A 16320-nucleotide genomic window follows, 5' to 3' on the forward strand; every position below is an offset into this window, starting at 1 on the left:
CTGCGGTCGCTTCCACAATGGGGTCACCTTGCGCCCACCGGCCCCATCGCGCGCCCTTCTGTCACGCCCCCCCCACCAACGCCACTCGCCATCGCCCTGCTCTCCGGCGGGCTGGATTCGGCCACCGCCGCCGCCCTGGCGATCGAAGCGGGCCACCGGGTGATCGGCCTCTCCTTCGATTACGGCCAGCGCCACCGGCGCGAGCTGGCCGCCGCCGCCACCGTGGCCGGCGCCCTGGCGCTGGAGGAGCACCACGTGATCGCCGTGAACCTGGCGGCCTGGGGTGGCTCGGCCCTCACCGATCCGGCCATCCCCGTCCCTGATGGGGGGGTGTGCGAGGGGGTGATTCCCACCACCTACGTGCCCGGACGCAACACGGTCTTCATCGCCCTGGGGCTGAGCCTGGCCGAAGCCCGCGGTGCCGGCAGCCTGGTACTGGGGGTCAACGCGGTGGATTACTCCGGCTATCCCGACTGCCGCCCCGACTATCTGGCCGCCTTCCAGACCCTGGCCGACCTGGCCAGCAAGGCGGGGCGAGAGGGGCAGGGGGCTCGACTGTGGGCGCCGCTGGTGGCTTGGGACAAGGCCACCATCGTGCGCGAAGCGCTGCGGCTGGGGGTGCCGATCGCGGCCACCTGGAGCTGTTACAGCGGCGAGGATCTCCCCTGCGGCCGCTGCGACAGCTGCCGCATCCGCGATGCCGCCCTGGTCGCCGCGGGCCGTGCCGACCTGGCCAGTGCCGCCATCCGCGCCGGAGCCGCCCTCCACGCCCGGGCCGACAGTTGAAGCACGAGCCGCTCCCCTGGCTGGAGCCCCGGGCCCTGGCCCGGGTCCTGGCGGACCGTTTCGGCCAGGACGGGCTGGTGCTGCTCGATGGCGACAGCAGCCCCCTCGGCCGCCGTGGTGTGCTCGGGGTGGATCCGGTGGCCTGTGTGAGCTGCCGGGGCCTGCCGGACACCCCCGGGGCGGTCGACCCCTTCGCCGTCCTGGCGGACCTGGAGCGCAAGGGGGGGCCGTGGTTGGGTTGGCTCGGCTACGAGGCCGGGGCCTGGGTGGAGCCCGCCGACCACTGGCAGGACTCCGACATGGCCACCCTGTGGGCGGCCCACCACGACCCCCTGATCCACTTCGATCGGGGCGAGCAGCGGCTCTGGCTCGAGGGCGACGACCCCGCCCGGATGGCGGCCATGGTCCGTCTGCTGCAGGACCCGGGAACGGCCGCGGCGGTGGCCGCCGATGGGGCCGGCATTGCTCGGGACGACTGGCACTGGCACACCTCCCCAGAGGCGTTCGCCGCCCAGGTGCGGATCCTGCGGGAGTGGATCGCCGCCGGCGATCTGTTCCAGGCCAACCTCACCGCCTGCTGCGAGAGCCTGCGGCCGCAGCGGCCCGATCCCCTGGCGCTTTACCACCGCCTGGTCAGGCATGGACCGGCCCCGTTCGCGGGCCTGGCGATCGCCGGCGAGGAGGCGGTGATCTCGGCCTCCCCCGAGCGTTTCCTGCGCCTGCACCCCGATGGGCGGGTGGAGACGCGGCCGATCAAGGGCACCCGGCCCCGCCACCGCGATCCCGACGCCGATGCCGCCAGTGCCGCCGCCCTGATCTGTGATCCCAAGGACCGGGCCGAGAACGTGATGATCGTCGACCTGTTGCGCAACGACCTGGGCCGGGTCTGCGTGCCGGGGTCGGTGCACGTGCCCCAGCTGCTGGGGCTGGAGAGCTATGCCCATGTGCATCACCTCACCTCGGTGGTGATGGGTCAGCTCGCCGACGGCTGCGGCCTGGTGGACCTGCTGCGGGCCTGCTGGCCGGGGGGCTCGATCACCGGCGCCCCCAAGGTGCGCGCCTGCCGGCGTCTCAACCAGCTCGAGCCGGTGCCGCGGGGGCCCTACTGCGGCTCCCTGTTCCACCTGGGGGCCGACGGCGGCTTCGACAGCAGCATCCTCATCCGCACCCTGCTGCAGAAGGGCCGTCGCCTGCGGTTGCACGCCGGTGGCGGTATCGTCGCCGACTCCGACCCGGCGGGGGAGGCCCGGGAGATGGGCTGGAAGATCGAGCCCCTGCTGGAGGCCCTGGCATGAGCGGCGTCGGCGACACCGGCCCGGGGCCCGGGGCCATCGCCTGGATCGACGGGCCGTCCCCGGAGGGAACCTGGGGCGATCCCGACCGGCTCTGCCTGCCCCTGAACGACCGGGGCCTGCTGCTGGCCGATGGCCTGTTCGAGACGGTGCTGGTTCAGGCGGGGCGCCCCCGGCTGCTGGCGGAGCACCTGGCGCGCTGGCAGGCCTCGGCCGCCAGCCTGGGCATGGCCCCACCCCCCGGGGCCGATCGGGTGCGGCCGCTGCTGGCCGAGGCCGTGGCCCGCAGCGGCCTCAGCGGCGATGGCGCCCTGCGGCTCAACTGGAGCCGGGGCCGTGGCGGCGGGCGGGGCCTTGGCCTGCCGGGGCCGGGCGAACCCCAGGGGCAGCCGCGCTTCTGGTTGCAACTGAGCCCCTGGACGCGTCCCAGCGCACCTGTGGCGGTGATCGTCAGCCGCGTGGAGCGGCGCAACCCCGACAGCCTGGTCGGCCGCTGCAAGACCTTCGCCTATGCCGGCGCCATCCAGGCCCTGCGGGAGGCCCGGGCCGCCGGCGCCGATGACGCCCTGTTGCTGGGCGGCGGCGGTGGCCTCTGCAGCGGCACCAGCGCCAACCTGCTCGTGCGGCTCAAGGGCGCGTGGATCACGCCGCCCCTGGCCAGCGGCTGCCTGCCGGGGGTGATGCGGGGCCGTGGGCTGGCCCTGGGGCTGGTGCGGGAGGGCGGCCTCGGCGTCGCCGACCTGCTCGCCAGCGAGGGGGCCCTGCTGATCAACAGCCTGGGCCTCCGGCCGATCCGCCGCTGCGAGAGCCGTGAGCTGCCCCTGCCGAGCGGGGCCGAGAGCCTGTGGGAGCGGCTGCTGGCGTCGGCTTAGGTTGGCCCCAGAGTCGATCGAACACCTTGTCCGACGCTGTGGGGGGCCAGGGGTCCAGGAAGCACCTGGCGGGATTGCTGGCCTGTCTGGGCGTCGTTTTGGCCGGCTGTGGCGCCACGTCCAAGGAGGTGGCCATCCAGAACGCCAAGCCGGGCGACCTGCTGGTGGAGGTCGACGGCAGCCGGGTGGAGCTCGTCAGAGACTTCACGCCTGGCATTGCCAACGGGCTGCACAAGGGTGTCGTGAAGATCACCTCCATAGCCGGAGATGGCAAGGGAAAGATGTATGAAGTTACGGCGATCTGCAGCGTCAAGGGAGAGCCAGGCTGGCAAGCCTATGACAATATCTATGGAGATCCGATCAGCGATCTGAATGCCAAAAGAACATTTCCTGTCAAAGATCGCTGGCAGTTCCTTTTCCATTTTGACGGCCGCACCGAAAAGACAGGAACGCTGGAACCCAATGGTTGGGTATCACGGCTGAAGGACAATCTGTGCCGGAAAGGCGATTTCGACGACACCTGATCACCCCGTCGGCCAAGGCCTCGAAAACAGTGACCGCGGCTTGATAATGATTCTTGCTTCGATCCCATGAAGCTGGCGTTAATCCGCCAGTATCCGGTAGCAACAGATACTTTCGAGCCGCAGGCCTTCCTTTTGGATGGAAAGGAAATTGCGCCTCGCTTTCTCGATGCCAAAAACACTCTTCTCCGTCGATCTCACCAAGCCGATGGATCAGCAGGACATGCCCGGTCACAACCGTTGGCATCCCGAGATCCCGGCCGTGGCCTCGGTGAATCCTGGTGACGTGTTCCGGATCGAATGCAAGGACTGGACCGATGGCCAGATCAAGAACAACGACGACCCCAAAGACATTGAAGATGTCAATCTGGAGGTCGTCCATGTCCTGAGCGGGCCGATCTGGGTCAATGGGGCCCAGCCCGGCGACATCCTGGTGGTCGACATTCTTGATGTCGGAGCCTTGCAGGGCGATGAATGGGGATTCACGGGCATCTTCGCCAAGGAGAACGGCGGTGGCTTCCTCACCGATCACTACCCCAAGGCCGCCAAGGCCATCTGGGATCTGGAGGGCATCTACACCTCCTCCCGCCACATTCCCGGTGTGCGCTTCGCCGGCATCACCCACCCGGGCCTGATCGGCTGCGCCCCTTCCCAGGAACTGCTGAATGAGTGGAACCGTCGTGAGACGGAACTGGTGAAGACCGCCCCCGACCGCCGCACCTATGGCGCCGGTCTCTCCGGCAGCGAGCCGGTACTGGCGGCCCTGCCCAACCCCAACAGCGCCATCCTCGGCACCCTGCCCTCCAGCGAGTTCGAGCGGGTGGCGAATGAAGCCGCCCGCACGGTGCCGCCCCGGGAGCACGGTGGCAACTGCGACATCAAGAACCTCACCAAGGGCACGCGGATCTACTTCCCCGTCTATGTCGAAGGCGCCAAGCTCTCGATGGGTGACATCCACTTCTCCCAGGGCGATGGGGAGATCTCCTTCTGTGGCGCCATCGAGATGTCCGGTTACCTCGATCTCCATGTGGAGATCATCAAAGGTGGCATGGCCAAGTATGGGATGGTCAACCCCATGTTCAAGACCAGCCCGGTGGAACCCCACTACACCGACTACCTGGTGTTCGAAGGCATCTCCGTTGATGAATTCGAAGGTAAGCAGTACTACATGGACGTGCACATCGCCTACCGGCGTGCCTGTCTCAACGCCATCGAGTACCTCAAGAAGTTCGGCTACACCGGCGAGCAGGCTTACCTGCTGCTGAGCTGTGCGCCGGTGGAAGGCAGGATCAGCGGCATCGTTGACATCCCCAACGCCTGCTGCACCCTGGCGATCCCCACCTCGATCTTCGATCAGGACATTCTCCCCTGCTGATCAGCCAGTGGAATGCGGGGGCCTGAATGTCAGGCCCCTTTTCTTTTGTGCCACCGTTCCGCTTTCACTTCTCTCCCCGTTTGCACCATGCCTGTCTACGAATACAGCTGCAGCAATGGCTGCGACAACTATGAAGTCTGGCGCAGCATCGATGAGCGTCAGAAGGAAACCAACTGTCCGACCTGCACGGCGGAAGGGGTGCGCGTCTTCACCCCTGTGATGTCGCTCAGCGGTCCGCTCAGGCTGAAGCAGGAACAATCCGGTCCGCGCCTGGTGCGCAAGGAAACCAAGGAACCGGCCGGTAAGCAGCGGCTCAAAGAGAGTGGCACCCGTCCCTGGATGCTGAATCGCGGCTGTTAGGGCCAGAGGGGCCGCCGCAGGTGAAGGCGGCAGATCCAAAAATCCCAGTCCGCATCACCGTCGGGTGGCGCGGACTGGGAGAAACGAGCGAATCAACCTCAGACCGTGAGGAATTCCTTGATCACGTCATCGGAAAGCTGGTCGGTCTGGCCACTGGAGACGATGCCGCCGCGCTGCATGGCGTAGTAGAAATCGGACTGGCGCACGAAGTGCAGGTGCTGCTCCACCAGCAACACGCTGATTCCTGTTTCCTTCATGATGCGCTGCACGGCGTGCTCGATGTCGAGGATGATCGAGGGCTGAATGCCTTCGGTGGGTTCATCCAGGAGCAGCAACTTGGGCTTGCCCAGCAGGGCGCGGGCAATGGCCAGCTGTTGTTGCTGACCGCCGCTGAGATCGCCCCCCTTGCGCTTCAGGAACTTCTCGAGGATCGGGAACAGGTCGAAGATCAGAGGATCGATGTGGCGGTTCTTCTCCAGACCCCCGGGCAGGGCCTCCATGCCGAGCAGCAGATTTTCCTTGACCGTCACCTGGGGAATGATGTCCCGGCCCTGGGACACATAGCCGATCCCGGCGCGGGCCCGCTTGTAGGGCGGCTGGGTCGTGAGCTGACCATCCTGGTAATGGATGGTCCCCGATCGCTGCTGCAACAGCCCGATGACCGTCTTGAGGAAGGTGGTCTTGCCGACGCCATTCCGGCCGATCAGGCAGACCATCTTGCCTTCGTGGATGGTCAGGTCAACGTTGCGGAGAATGTGGCTTTCTCCGTAATAGACATTCAGGTCGGAGACCTGGAGCAGGGGTTGGGCGCTGGTGGTGGACATGGGGTCGGTGGGTGATGGTCGGGATGCGATTACTGTTCGGGCGGCCCCAGGTAGACCTCGATCACCCGCGGGTCGGACTTGACCGTCTCCAGCGGCCCCTGCGTCAGCACCTGTCCCTGGTGCAACACGGTGACGTCAAAACCCAGGTCGCGGATGAACTCCATGTCGTGCTCGATCACCACCACGGTGTGGTCGCCGGCCAGGGACTTGATCAGTTCGGCGGTGCGCAGGGTTTCCTCGTCAGTGAGGCCGGCGACGGGTTCATCGAGCAGCAGCACTTCCGGGGCCTGGGCCACGAGGGACGCGATGGCCAGCCACTGCTTCTGGCCGTGGGAGAGCGAGCCGGCCTTGACGGTGGCAAACGGCGTCAGGCCGACGTAATTCATGATGCGATGCACCTCATCCTTCGAGGACTGGGGCAGGCTGGAGCCCAGCAGGCTGAAAGCGTTTTTCTCCGGCGAGGCGGACAGCTCCAGGTTGCGCAGCACCGTGAGATTCTCAAACACCCGCGGGGTTTGAAACTTGCGGCCGATGCCATTGCGGGAGATCTTCTGCTCGGAAACACCCAGCAGGGACTTCCCTTTGAAAGTCACTGTTCCCTTTGTGGGCCGCACCTTGCCGGTGATCACATCCAGAAAGGTGGTCTTGCCAGCACCGTTGGGGCCGATGATGGACTTCAACTCACCCTTGTAGAGCTTTAGGCTGAGGTCGGTGAGGGCATAGAAGCCGTCGAAACTCACGCTGACGTCATTGAGCTCGAGTAGAGGTTCTGACATGGACTTCGGAAGGGTGCGTATTCAGAAAAGCAGTCACAGCAGACAAACCAGGACGGGTCCCCTGGAGGACTAATCCACCGGAACGGCCTCCTTGTCGATCTGGGGGTAGGTCTTGGCCTTCTTGGCAATGCCGAAGGCAGCCAGAAAGGTGCGGAAGCCGCCTTTGGTGATCCACCCGTAGATGCCGTCGGGCATCAGAACCACCACGAAGATGAACAGGGCCCCCTGAACGAACAGCCAGGCTTCCGGCAGCGCTTCGCTTACCAGGCTGCGCAGGTAGTTCACCACGGTGGCTCCGATGATCGGACCGACCAGGGTGCCACGACCACCCACGGCCACCCAGATCACCATCTCGATCGAGAAGGAGATCGACATGTACTGAGGCGACACGATGCCGGACTGGACGGTATAGAGGGCCCCGGAGATGCCACAGAGGGCCCCAGCCACCAGAAAGACGATCGTCTTGAAGGGGACGGGGTTGAAACCGGCGAAGCGCAGCCGGCTTTCGTCATCTCGGATGGCGATCAGCGCATCACCGAAGCGGCCGCTGGTGAAGTAGCGACAGACAAGGAAGGCCAAGGGCAGAAGCAACACCGTGAGTCGGTAGAACCAGGTCTGCATGTCCGGCGATCCCACCAGCTGGCCGAACAGCTCGCTGGTGCTGGTCTTGAGGCCGTTGGTGCCGTCGAAGAGTTTCTGCTGGCCGTTGAAGAAGTGGAAGAAGACCATCAACGCCGCCTGGGTGATGATCGAGAAGTACACCCCTTTGATGCGGTTTCTGAAGATCAGCCAACCCACCACGCCGGCCACAGCCGCAGGAATCACCCAGAGGGCGATCAGGGAGAACACCGGCGACCAGAAGGGTTGCCAGAAGAAGGGAAGCTGATCAACCCCGTAATTCTCAAAGAACTTGGGAATCCCGTTGCCACCCGCCTGGCTCTTGGTGTTGAGCATCAGGTTCATGGCCACCGCGTAGCCACCCAAGGCAAAGAAGATGCCCTGCCCCAGGCTCAACAGACCGGTGTAACCCCAGATCAGGTCGATCGCCAGGGCCGTGATCGACAGCGCGAAATAGCGGCCGAAGAGATTGAGGCGGAAGTCGTCGAGCGCTGCCGGAAGGATGAACAGGGCAATCGCCAGGAGAATCCAGGGTACGAGTCGTTGGAAGAGTTTCACAGGTAGGACCTCCTGGTGGGGAGATGGAACGGGAATCTGCAGAGTGGGGGCGAGAAGGGGTCAGGCATCGACCGAGCGACCCTTCTGGGGGAACATGCCGTTGGGGCGGAACTGGAGGAAGACGATGATGAAGATGAACACCAGCACCAGGGACATGCTGGTGGTGGCAAAGAACTCGATCACCCCTTTCGCCGCCAGTGGCATGTCGGGGAAGATCGTCAGCAGGGTGCCCGAACCGATCACTGACTGGATGATGCCCAGCAGCAGGGAGGCCAGCACCGTACCCAGGAGATTCCCGACCCCTCCGAGGACGATCACCATGAAGCAGGACACGATGTAGGCGGCGCCGAGATTGGGGCCCACTGACCCCAGCAGGGTGATGGCACAGCCGGCCACGCCGGCCAGACCGGAGCCGATGCCGAAGGTGATGCTGTCGACCCGATCGGTGGGAATACCGAGGCAGTTGCTCATCTGCCGGTTCTGGGTGACGGCCCGGATGCGCAGGCCCCAGACGCTCTTGTTCAGGAACCAGTAGGTGGCCACCAGCAACAGGGCCGACAGAAGGATGATGAAGATGCGAAGACCTGGCAGCTCGATGGTGCCGATCATTCCCCAGCTTCCCTGCAGCCACTTGGGGGCGGTCACGTCAATGTTGCGAGGGCCGAACCAGGGCTTGGCGAGGGGCCGGATCTGGTCGAACAGGTTGACGGCGACCAGGCCAATGCCGATGGCGACCGCCCAGCCAAGTCCGTTGAGATAGGTGAAGAAGGGCTTCTCGGAGTACTTAGCTCCGAGTAACTTGGAAAGCAGGAATCCGACCACAACACCAACAATGATGCCCAGCGTCATGGCGGTGGACACACTGCGGATCAGCTGGATGAGAATCAGGCTGACGCCCCAGGTGGCAAGCAGGGTTTCCAGCGGGCGGCCATAGAGCTGACGAATCAATGTTTTCTCCAGCAGCACCCCGATGAGCGCCGTCACGATGAAGGCGAGTACCAGGGAGATCGGAAAGTAGAGCTCAAAGATCACACCACCCATGGGCTTGAAGGCCGACTGCACCACGTAGGTGACATACGCCCCCAGCATCATGAATTCGCCGTGGGCGAGATTGATGACGCCCATCAACCCGAAAACGATCGCCAAACCCGTGGCTGCAAGCAGCAGGACTGACCCGATGCTCAGGCCATCGAGTATCTGAGAAAAGAAAAGTTCCAACGGAATGAATGTTGAAAGTTAGATCAAGCGCCGCAAACGCAGCGCTCGATCGGGTCGAACGTGGTGGTGTGCTGAGCCGGAAAGCGGTGGCCCCCGAAGGAACCACCTGTCTTTCATGGATTCACGGACTGGGCCGTGATCACATCTTGAACTTGCCGGCGTCAGGACGGTCCTGGGTCCAGTCGCAGGTGAAGCCCTTGGTCTCAGGAACGAACTGGTTCCAGGGCAGCGGCGGGATGGCTTTGACGCTGTCGGACAGGATCTTGAACTGCCCGTTGGCTTCCGCCTCACCGATGAGCACCCGCTCGGAGGTGTGGTGGTTGGGGAACATCTTGATTTCGCCCTGGGGAGCGGCGAAGGTGATCCCAATCATGTCCTTGCGGACCTTGTCGAGATCTTCGAAGGTTCCAGCCTTCTCGACGGCGTTCTTCCAGAGGTAGACCATGTTGTAGGCGGATTCCGCCGGGTCACCCGTGACCCGGTCGGCGCCATACATGGCCTGGAAGTCGGCGGTGAACTTCTTGGAAGCCGGGGTGTCCAGGCTCATGAAGAAGTTCCAGGCGGCGTAGGTGCCGGTGGTGTACTCAGGACCGATCTGGCGAATCTCCTCTTCCGCGATGGAGAAGGACATGATCGGGTACTTGGCCGGGTCGATGCCTGAAGCCTTGAACTGCTTGAACAGGGCGACGTTGGAGTCACCGTTCAAGGTGTTGATGATGATCCCGCCATCGGGGAAGGCTTTCTTGATCTTGGCGATGATCGGGGCCACCTCGGTGTTGCCGAGGGGAATGTAGTCTTCGCCGACCGTCTCACCACCCAGAGCCTTCATCTGCTCCTTGATGATGGTGTTGGCTGTACGTGGGTACACGTAATCAGAGCCAACCAGGTACACCTTCTTGCCGAGTTTGCCGGAGAACTTGTCCATCAGCCACTGAACAGCAGGTTCAGCCTGTTGGTTCGGAACGGCGCCGGTGTAGAAGATGTTCCTGGAGCACTCCTGACCCTCGTACTGGATCGGGTAGAAGAGCATGTGGTTCTTCGACTCGAAGACCGGCAGCATCGCCTTGCGGCTGGCAGAGGTCCAGCCGCCGAACACGACGGCGACTTTGTCGGAGTCGATCAGCTTCTGGGCTTTCTCGGCGAAGGTGGGCCAGTCGGAGGCACCATCTTCGGCGACAGCGACGATCTTGTACGACTTGCCGCCAACTTTGACGCCGCCGGCGTCATTGATTTCCTTGATCGCCATTTCCTCGACTTCTTTCAAAGTCGTTTCGGAGATGGCCATGGTGCCGCTGAGTGAATGAAGGATGCCAACCTTCACTTCACCGTCGAAATTGCCGCCGGACCCGGACTCGCCTCCACAGGAGACGAGGGTTACGCTCACGGCAGATGCGGCGATTGCAGCTGCCAGTCGCCTTGAAAGATGCAGAGACATTGAAGCCTGTTCAAGATGAATTGTAGTCGCCGTAACCGACGGCAATTGGAAAGGTAAGGAAGGACGTGGTTACTCCCGGTATCCAATGAGACAGAAAGCCACCCGGGGCTTGCTGGAGTGAGGATTTGCACGTGCCGTTCCTGTCGATATGTTGCATTACCTACGGTTTTGGTGATGAACGGGTGACAAGCGAATATCAGGAGGCCCCAAGGCTCAGGCGGCGGCGGGCTCGGGCAGCTGCCGCAGCAGGAAACTCTCAACCCTGTCCAGGCCTTCACCGCTGCGCAGATTCGTGAAGCACCAGGGGCGACCACCGCGCATGCGTTCGGTGTCCTCTTGCATCACCGTCAGGCTGGCCCCCACCATCGGCGCCAGGTCGATCTTGTTGATCACCAGCAGATCGGAGCGGGTGATGCCCGGCCCTCCCTTGCGGGGGATCTTGTCGCCGGCGGCCACGTCGATCACATAGATGCAGAGATCGACCAGTTCCGGACTGAAGCTGGCCGCCAGGTTGTCGCCGCCACTTTCCACCAGCACCAGGTCCAGGTCCGGGAAGGCCTCTTCCAGCTCCTGCACCGCCGCCCGGTTGATCGAGCAGTCCTCACGGATGGCGGTGTGGGGACAGCCTCCGGTCTCGACCCCGCGGATGCGCTCGGGGGCCAGGGCGCCGGCTCTGGTGAGGAACTGGGCATCCTCCTGGGTGTAGATGTCGTTGGTGACGACCGCGAGCTGCAACCGTTCCCGCAGCCGGCGGCAAAGGGCATCCACCAGGGCCGTCTTTCCCGAGCCCACCGGTCCCGCGACCCCGACCCGCAGTTTGCTGCCCATCGCCCGATTCCAGGATGGGTGCCATCCTGACGCCAGCGCCGATGGCCGCGGTGAGCGATGAACCGATCCCCAGGTTGATCCGCCGCTTCGAGCGTCTGGATGGGCGACTCGTCGCGACCGTCACCGGGACGGGGGTGGTGGTCTGCCTCGGGTTCATCGAGTTGCTGCGCAGTCCCCTGCAGCAGCTCTCCAGGGTCACGGTGGAACTGCTGGCGGTGCGGGCCCTGCTGTTCCTGGGGCCGCTGCTGGTCAGCCTGCTGCTGTTGTTGCGGGATGGACCGCTGCTGCTCGGTGAACGCCGTTCCCCCGGCACCTGGGGACCCGAGCTGCTGGCCAGCGGCCTGCTCAGCGTCGTGCTGCTGCTCTATTACATGGCGGCGGTGCTCATCACCGCCAGCCTCACCCTCAACCAGGGCGATGTGGTGGCGGAGGTGGGGTTCCTGATCGGCAAGCTGGAGCCGGCCCGCTTCGCCGCCGCTCTGATCAGGACGGGCCTCTACGGCGCGATCACTGCCGCCATCTGTCTGCAGCAAGCTCGGCGCGCCTCCTCTGGCCCGATGGCGATGGCCTCCCGGATGTCCCGATCGTTCCTGCTGGGCCTCGGGTTGCTGGTCTGTCTCGACCTGCTCTGGACGATCACTGTTGATCCCTTGCGCATGGGGGGGGGCTGACCATGACACCCACCGTTCCGCCGCGGCGCCCCGGTCCCCAGAGCCTGGTTTTCCTGGCGGGGGCGGTGGGGCTGCTGGGGCTGTTCGTGGTGGGGATCGCCCGTGCCGGCAACTGGCTCACCCCCAGCGTGCGCCTGCAGTTCCGCACCCTCGACGCCGCTGGCCTGCAGACAGGCATGGCAGTGCGGATCTCGGGATACGCCGTGGGCCAGGTGCGCCGGATCCTGCTCCAACCCGATGCCCAGGTGCTGGTGGAACTGGAGCTGCGGGACCCCTACCGCTCCATGGTGGGGCGCCGCAGCCGGGCGGAACTGGCCCAGGTGGGACTCCTGGGTGACAGCTACATCGCCATCACCCCCGACCCGGCGGCGGTGGGCCAGGCGCCGATCGGGGATGGCGAGACGCTCGTGTTCACCAGTCGTCCCGATCTCGATGATCTGCTCGCTGAGGTGGCCAGCAGCCGCATCCCCCTGCAGCGGGCCGTCAGCAGTGGCCTCAGCCTGGCGGAGACCCGCCTGCCCCGCAGCCTCGACCAGCTGGACCAGACCCTGGCCGCCAGCCGTCGCCTGGCGACCCGCCTGGAGTCCGACGCCCAGCGCAGCAGCAGCGAGCTGAATCGCACGCTGGGCGCCACCCGCCAACTGGCGCAGCGCCTGGAGGGACGCGCCGATGGCACGGCCGCCGACCTCTCGGCCCTGATCCGGCGCCTGGAGAGCACCGAAACCCAGACACGCCCGCTGCTGCTCCAGACCCTGCGGGAGCTGACCACCATGGCCGCCACCACCAACCGTCTGGTCAAGACCCTCAACGAGAGCTGGCTGTTTGAGCTGATCGACCGGCCCGGGGACCATCTGAAGGACCGCAGGCCCTGAGCGCCCTGGCGGCCGCCGGACGGCTCAGCCCACCAGCCGATCGGCCTGGCGCAGCAGCTCGGGTGGGAAGGTCACCCCGATCGCCCGGGCCGTGCGGCGATTCAGCAGCAGGAGCTTCTGGGTCACCGGTTCGAAGGGCAGGTCGGCGGGCGAGCGGCCCCGCAGCACCTTGACCGCCAGATCCCCGGCCAGGGCCCCATCGGCCTCCGGATCCCAGCCCACCACGGCCAGGCATCCCCGCGTGGTGATGTCAGAGGGATCGACGGAATAGACCGGCAGGCGATGGCGCAGACCTGCCGCCGCCAGGGCGGCGAAGCCCACGCTGGTGGCGTAGTCGCCCACCCGCACCAGGGCTCCCACCCGGTGGGCGGCCAGGCCATCGGCGGCCCGGGCCACCTCCCCCGGCCCGGAGACCGGCTCGATCACGACCGCGATCGAGCGCTGGGTCGCTTCCCGGCGCAGCAGCTCCGCCTCGAAGCTGGCATTGGCCTCGGAGGGGTTGAAGACGAGCCCGACGCTGGAGAGGCCGGGGCTGATCCGGCGGGCCAGCTCGAGCTGTTCGGCGAGGGGGCTGGTGCTCACCGTGCCCACCACGTTGGGCCGGTGATGGGTGTAGCTGGTGCCGGCCCCGGCCCCCCAGGGGTTGGAGCAGTAGGCGAACACCACCGGCACCCGGGCGGGGGCGACGGCCAGGATCGCCGCCAGGGGCGGGGTGCCGATGGCCACCAGCATGTCGACCCCGGCCTCCAGCAGAGCGATCACCTGGGCGCGGCTGGTGGCCGTGCTGCCCTCGGCGAAGCGCTCCTGCAGGGTCAGGTTGGCTGGCGGGCGGAAGCCGCCCCTGGCCAGGGCCTGCACGAACCCGCGGCGGGCCGCATCAGGCGCGGCACCCCGGACGTACTGGAGCAGCCCGAGGCGGGGCGGGCCCGGGGGGCGGGAGCGGCGGGTGCAGCCGGCGGCCAGGAGGACCCCGCCGGCGGTGCCGCCGCCCAGCAGGTGCAGGGCCCGTCGCCGGCTGATCCTGTCCGCGATTGGCATCAGCTGCGGAACAACCGCGAGTAGAGCTCACCATGGCCCAGCTGGGCCAGGCCCGCCCCCACCCCCCCGCTCCAGAGGGCCTCGGGATCGGCGGTCGCCAGCACCGCCGCCCGTGACGCGATGGCGGGAGCCAGGGCCAGCTGTATCCGCTGGGCCGCCGTGGGACCCAGGGGCACCAGTCGCACGGCGGCGCTGAGCTGGGTGGCGATCCAGCCGTAGAGGTAGGCCTCCACCAGCTCCTGGGGGGGGATCTCAAGGGCCAGACCCGCCCAGGCCCAGGCCGCCGGCCAGGCCAGCCGCGGGGACCGCTCCCCGGGTATGGGCAGGCCCAGGTCCGCCAGCAGCTGCAGCAGCGAGAGGCCCATCTGCCGCTGCTGGGCCCGCACCTCGGCCGCCTCCCGCTGGGCCAGCAGCCAACTGTCCAGATCCAGCACCTCCTGCCAGGCGTGCCCTCCCGGTGCCTCACGCCATCGGGCCAGGGCCTCCATCAGCCGGCCCAGGCTGGCCGCCTCGATCGTCAGGGCGCCGCGGTCCAGCTCCGCCTCCAGCCAGCGGCGCACGCTGGCGGCGTCCGGCAGCTGGCCCGCCTGCACCAGCACCTCCAGGCCCTCGGAATAGCTGAAGGCCCCCACCGGCAGGGCGGGGCTGACGAGTTGGAACAGCCGCAGCCGGGCGAGGCTCATGGGTGGGGATGGTGGTGGTCATGGGCGTGGCCGGACGGTTCGTAGGCCCCTGGTTCGGGCCGAAACGGTCCCACCATCCGCTCCACGGTCAGCCCCCGTTGCCGCAGCAGCTCCTCGAGCACGTTGTCGACACCCAGGCGCAGTTGGTCGCCGTGCAGTTCCATGGCCACGTGGCGGTTGCCCAGGTGATAGGCCGCCTGCAGCAGGGCCAGGGGATCGGCGGCCCGCACCACCAGCAGCGGCTCATCGGCGGCCTCCACCAGTACCAGGGGCCCACCGGCCTCCGGTGCCAGCCGGTCGCCGGGCTCCAGGGCCGCGCCGCGGGGCAGCTGCAACAGCAGGTCCCGCCCACAGGCGCTGCGGCGATGGCCCCGCAGGCTGGTGCGCTCGTCGGCCCGGAGCGGCAAGCGCAACGGCGGTTCCGGCAGCGGCTCTGGATCTGGCCCCGAGACCTCCCCCTGACGCAGGTGCCGCACCAGCAGCAGGGGAGCGGTGGCCTCGGAATGAGTGGCGTCGGAAACCGTGGCGTCGGAAACAGTGGGGCTGGGCATGGAGCAGGCCAGCGGGCAACGGTGGTCCATCCACCCTGGCCAGCCGTTGGCAGGCGGTCCTGTGTCGGCTGCTACCGAATCCAGGCCCCCTGGGCCCCACGATCCTCGTCATGCAGCTCACCGCTCCCGCCCCCTGGAGAGCCCAGGCCCGGCTCCGTTTTGAGACCAGCGACGGCGCCGTTGGTGCCACCCGGCACCAGGGCGGAGCGTCGGCACCGTTGAAGATCCAGCGGGCCTTCCCCGCCGCCGATGGCCGCTGCGAACTGCCCCTGCTGCACACCGGCGGCGGCCTGGTGGGGGGTGACGAACTGGCCATCAGCGCCGAGCTCGGCGCCGGCAGCCGGGCCCTGATCACCAGCGTGGCGGCCCAGAAGGTGTACGGAACCGTGGGCCGCTCCCGGCGGGTCCCCGCCGGGAGCTGGACCCATCAGACGCTCGATTTCCGGCTCGCCGCGGGGGCCGATCTGGAATGGCTGCCCCAGGAACTCGTGGTGTTCAGGGATGGTCTGTTCCAGCAGATCTGCCGGGTGGAGCTGGCCGAAGGGGCCAGCTGGCTGGGCGCGGAGGTGGTGCGGCTGGGGCGCAGCGCCGATGGCGAGACGCTCGGATCCGGGCGCTGGCGATCGTTGTTGCAGATCCGGCGGCAGGGCCAGTGGGAGCTCGTGGACCGGCTGGAGCTGGGCGGCGAGAGTCTGGAGAGCCCCCACGGACTGGGGGGGCAGCCGGTGTTCGCCAGCCTGGTGTGGGCCGCCCCCGGGCCGGTGGGCGAGTCCCTGCTGGAGGCCTGCCGTGCTGAGCGGCACGGGCTGGAGGGGGAGATGGCCTGTGGGCGGCTGGAGCGGGGCCTGGTGGCCCGCTTCAGGGGCCGCTCCACCCAGGCGGCCCGCTTCTGGTTCACGCGGATCTGGGCCCGGATCCGGTCTGAGCGGGGGCTGGCGGCTCCGGTGTTGCCCCGGGTCTGGCCGTTCCAGGAGCAACCCCTCGACCAGGACCCGTTGCTGGCGACCGCAGCCCGCAGCTGGTGACCCCGAACAGGCGCTGC

Annotated in this window: 18 protein-coding genes; 9 read left to right on the plus strand and 9 right to left on the minus strand. The window is 66.7% G+C overall.

Annotated elements, in window-relative coordinates; all coding sequences use genetic code 11:
* Positions 1–45: 45 nt before the first annotated feature.
* The 6 genes from queC (at position 46) to KUG43_RS04030 (ending at position 5206) form a co-directional block, all read left to right on the plus strand.
* Complete coding sequence (queC, locus tag KUG43_RS04005) at positions 46–786, plus strand: 7-cyano-7-deazaguanine synthase QueC (RefSeq protein WP_216906769.1); 741 nt, start codon at positions 46–48, stop codon at positions 784–786.
* On the plus strand, positions 783–2081 hold the full coding sequence (locus KUG43_RS04010; protein ID WP_216906343.1) for an anthranilate synthase component I family protein: 1299 nt from the start codon (positions 783–785) through the stop codon (positions 2079–2081). The genes queC and KUG43_RS04010 overlap by 4 nt, the downstream gene beginning before the upstream one ends.
* A complete protein-coding gene (locus tag KUG43_RS04015) occupies positions 2078–2950 on the plus strand; it encodes an aminotransferase class IV (protein WP_216906345.1) in 873 nt (290 codons plus the stop codon). Before KUG43_RS04010 ends, KUG43_RS04015 begins: the two co-directional genes overlap by 4 nt.
* A gap of 26 nt (positions 2951–2976) precedes the next feature.
* Positions 2977–3474: a hypothetical protein gene (locus KUG43_RS04020; protein WP_216906347.1), complete on the plus strand. Its 498-nt coding sequence runs from the start codon at positions 2977–2979 to the stop codon at positions 3472–3474.
* A 166-nt stretch (positions 3475–3640) separates the two neighbouring features.
* On the plus strand, positions 3641–4846 hold the full coding sequence (fmdA, locus tag KUG43_RS04025) for a formamidase (protein ID WP_216906349.1): 1206 nt from the start codon (positions 3641–3643) through the stop codon (positions 4844–4846).
* A gap of 87 nt (positions 4847–4933) precedes the next feature.
* Positions 4934–5206 (plus strand): FmdB family zinc ribbon protein, encoded by a 273-nt coding sequence (locus KUG43_RS04030; RefSeq protein WP_216906351.1) that lies wholly within the window; start codon positions 4934–4936, stop codon positions 5204–5206.
* A gap of 98 nt (positions 5207–5304) precedes the next feature.
* On the opposite strand, the gene urtE is transcribed toward KUG43_RS04030, so the two are convergent.
* The 6 genes from urtE to ureG form a co-directional block, all read right to left on the minus strand.
* Positions 5305–6030 carry an urea ABC transporter ATP-binding subunit UrtE gene (urtE, locus tag KUG43_RS04035; protein ID WP_216906354.1) on the minus strand — a complete coding sequence of 242 codons (726 nt, stop codon included), beginning with the start codon at positions 6028–6030 and terminating at the stop codon, positions 5305–5307.
* A 29-nt stretch (positions 6031–6059) separates the two neighbouring features.
* A complete protein-coding gene (urtD, locus tag KUG43_RS04040) occupies positions 6060–6806 on the minus strand; it encodes an urea ABC transporter ATP-binding protein UrtD (protein ID WP_216906355.1) in 747 nt (248 codons plus the stop codon).
* A 69-nt stretch (positions 6807–6875) separates the two neighbouring features.
* Positions 6876–7982 carry an urea ABC transporter permease subunit UrtC gene (gene urtC, locus KUG43_RS04045; protein ID WP_216906357.1) on the minus strand — a complete coding sequence of 369 codons (1107 nt, stop codon included), beginning with the start codon at positions 7980–7982 and terminating at the stop codon, positions 6876–6878.
* Between the two features lie 60 nt (positions 7983–8042).
* Complete coding sequence (locus KUG43_RS04050) at positions 8043–9200, minus strand: ABC transporter permease (protein WP_216906359.1); 1158 nt, start codon at positions 9198–9200, stop codon at positions 8043–8045.
* A gap of 139 nt (positions 9201–9339) precedes the next feature.
* Positions 9340–10635, minus strand: coding sequence for an urea ABC transporter substrate-binding protein (gene urtA, locus KUG43_RS04055; RefSeq protein WP_216906361.1), 1296 nt, complete (start codon positions 10633–10635; stop codon positions 9340–9342).
* A gap of 213 nt (positions 10636–10848) precedes the next feature.
* Positions 10849–11463 carry an urease accessory protein UreG gene (gene ureG, locus KUG43_RS04060; protein WP_216906363.1) on the minus strand — a complete coding sequence of 205 codons (615 nt, stop codon included), beginning with the start codon at positions 11461–11463 and terminating at the stop codon, positions 10849–10851.
* Positions 11464–11477: 14 nt separating this feature from the next.
* On the opposite strand from ureG, the gene KUG43_RS04065 reads away from it, so the two are divergent.
* Positions 11478–12134 (plus strand): hypothetical protein, encoded by a 657-nt coding sequence (locus tag KUG43_RS04065; RefSeq protein WP_216906365.1) that lies wholly within the window; start codon positions 11478–11480, stop codon positions 12132–12134.
* Between the two features lie 2 nt (positions 12135–12136).
* Positions 12137–13006, plus strand: coding sequence for an MlaD family protein (locus KUG43_RS04070; RefSeq protein ID WP_216906368.1), 870 nt, complete (start codon positions 12137–12139; stop codon positions 13004–13006).
* 24 nt (positions 13007–13030) lie between these two features.
* On the opposite strand, the gene KUG43_RS04075 is transcribed toward KUG43_RS04070, so the two are convergent.
* Genes KUG43_RS04075 through ureE form a run of 3 tightly spaced genes read right to left on the minus strand, consistent with a single transcriptional unit; the run spans position 13031 to position 15278 of the window.
* Complete coding sequence (locus KUG43_RS04075) at positions 13031–14044, minus strand: ABC transporter substrate-binding protein (RefSeq protein WP_216906370.1); 1014 nt, start codon at positions 14042–14044, stop codon at positions 13031–13033.
* Positions 14044–14727, minus strand: a complete 684-nt coding sequence (locus KUG43_RS04080) for an urease accessory protein UreF (protein WP_216906371.1) — start codon at positions 14725–14727, stop codon at positions 14044–14046. Before KUG43_RS04080 ends, KUG43_RS04075 begins: the two co-directional genes overlap by 1 nt.
* Positions 14724–15278, minus strand: a complete 555-nt coding sequence (gene ureE / locus KUG43_RS04085) for an urease accessory protein UreE (RefSeq protein WP_216906373.1) — start codon at positions 15276–15278, stop codon at positions 14724–14726. Before ureE ends, KUG43_RS04080 begins: the two co-directional genes overlap by 4 nt.
* A 110-nt stretch (positions 15279–15388) precedes the next feature.
* Here ureE and KUG43_RS04090 point away from each other — a divergent pair, with 110 nt between their 5' ends.
* Positions 15389–16303: an urease accessory protein UreD gene (locus KUG43_RS04090; protein ID WP_216906376.1), complete on the plus strand. Its 915-nt coding sequence runs from the start codon at positions 15389–15391 to the stop codon at positions 16301–16303.
* Positions 16304–16320 lie beyond the last annotated feature (17 nt).

It is taken from the genome of Synechococcus sp. CCY 0621 (assembly GCF_019038465.1).
Lineage (GTDB): Bacteria > Cyanobacteriota > Cyanobacteriia > PCC-6307 > Cyanobiaceae > Cyanobium.

Bases quoted from the DNA above. Each gene is read 5' to 3' on its own strand.
- urtD (WP_216906355.1), bottom strand. From the start codon at position 6,806: ATGTCAGAACCTCTACTCGAGCTCAATGACGTCAGCGTGAGTTTCGAC.
- KUG43_RS04090 (WP_216906376.1), top strand. From the start codon at position 15,389: ATGCAGCTCACCGCTCCCGCCCCCTGGAGAGCCCAGGCCCGGCTCCGT.
- urtA (WP_216906361.1), bottom strand. From the start codon at position 10,635: ATGTCTCTGCATCTTTCAAGGCGACTGGCAGCTGCAATCGCCGCATCT.
- ureG (WP_216906363.1), bottom strand. From the start codon at position 11,463: ATGGGCAGCAAACTGCGGGTCGGGGTCGCGGGACCGGTGGGCTCGGGA.
- KUG43_RS04080 (WP_216906371.1), bottom strand. From the start codon at position 14,727: ATGAGCCTCGCCCGGCTGCGGCTGTTCCAACTCGTCAGCCCCGCCCTG.
- fmdA (WP_216906349.1), top strand. From the start codon at position 3,641: ATGCCAAAAACACTCTTCTCCGTCGATCTCACCAAGCCGATGGATCAG.
- KUG43_RS04075 (WP_216906370.1), bottom strand. From the start codon at position 14,044: ATGCCAATCGCGGACAGGATCAGCCGGCGACGGGCCCTGCACCTGCTG.
- KUG43_RS04015 (WP_216906345.1), top strand. From the start codon at position 2,078: ATGAGCGGCGTCGGCGACACCGGCCCGGGGCCCGGGGCCATCGCCTGG.
- urtE (WP_216906354.1), bottom strand. From the start codon at position 6,030: ATGTCCACCACCAGCGCCCAACCCCTGCTCCAGGTCTCCGACCTGAAT.
- KUG43_RS04030 (WP_216906351.1), top strand. From the start codon at position 4,934: ATGCCTGTCTACGAATACAGCTGCAGCAATGGCTGCGACAACTATGAA.
- KUG43_RS04070 (WP_216906368.1), top strand. From the start codon at position 12,137: ATGACACCCACCGTTCCGCCGCGGCGCCCCGGTCCCCAGAGCCTGGTT.
- ureE (WP_216906373.1), bottom strand. From the start codon at position 15,278: ATGCCCAGCCCCACTGTTTCCGACGCCACGGTTTCCGACGCCACTCAT.
- KUG43_RS04065 (WP_216906365.1), top strand. From the start codon at position 11,478: ATGGGTGCCATCCTGACGCCAGCGCCGATGGCCGCGGTGAGCGATGAA.